Genomic DNA, 321 nt, shown 5'->3' on the forward strand with positions numbered 1-321 from the left:
GGAATGCGCCAGCCCCAGCTTAAAAACTGTTCGTCAGTCGTCATCATACTGATCAATGAAACCAGTCCGGTTGAAAGCAGTAAACCTACACCGTAGCCAACTTGTACACCGCTACTGTAAAAGGCTTTTTTATTTTTCGGTGCACTTTCAACGGAAAGCAACGCCGCGCCTCCCCATTCGCCGCCGACTGCAAATCCCTGAATGGCACGCAGTGTCACCAGCAAAATAGGTGCCCACCACCCAATGGTCGAGAATGAAGGAAGAATACCAATCAAGGCTGTCGCGATGCCCATCATCCAGACGGTCAGCATTAACATGCGC

1 protein-coding gene is annotated in these 321 nt (G+C 50.8%); it reads right to left on the reverse strand.

Annotated features, from left to right (window positions below; translation table 11 throughout):
• Window positions 1-321: MFS transporter (locus tag SB756_RS28915; protein WP_410912958.1), on the reverse strand; the 321-nt coding region annotated here is incomplete at both ends.

Origin of the sequence: Pseudomonas sp. SIMBA_068 (assembly GCF_046534705.1) — a bacterium.
GTDB lineage: Bacteria > Pseudomonadota > Gammaproteobacteria > Pseudomonadales > Pseudomonadaceae > Aquipseudomonas > Aquipseudomonas putida.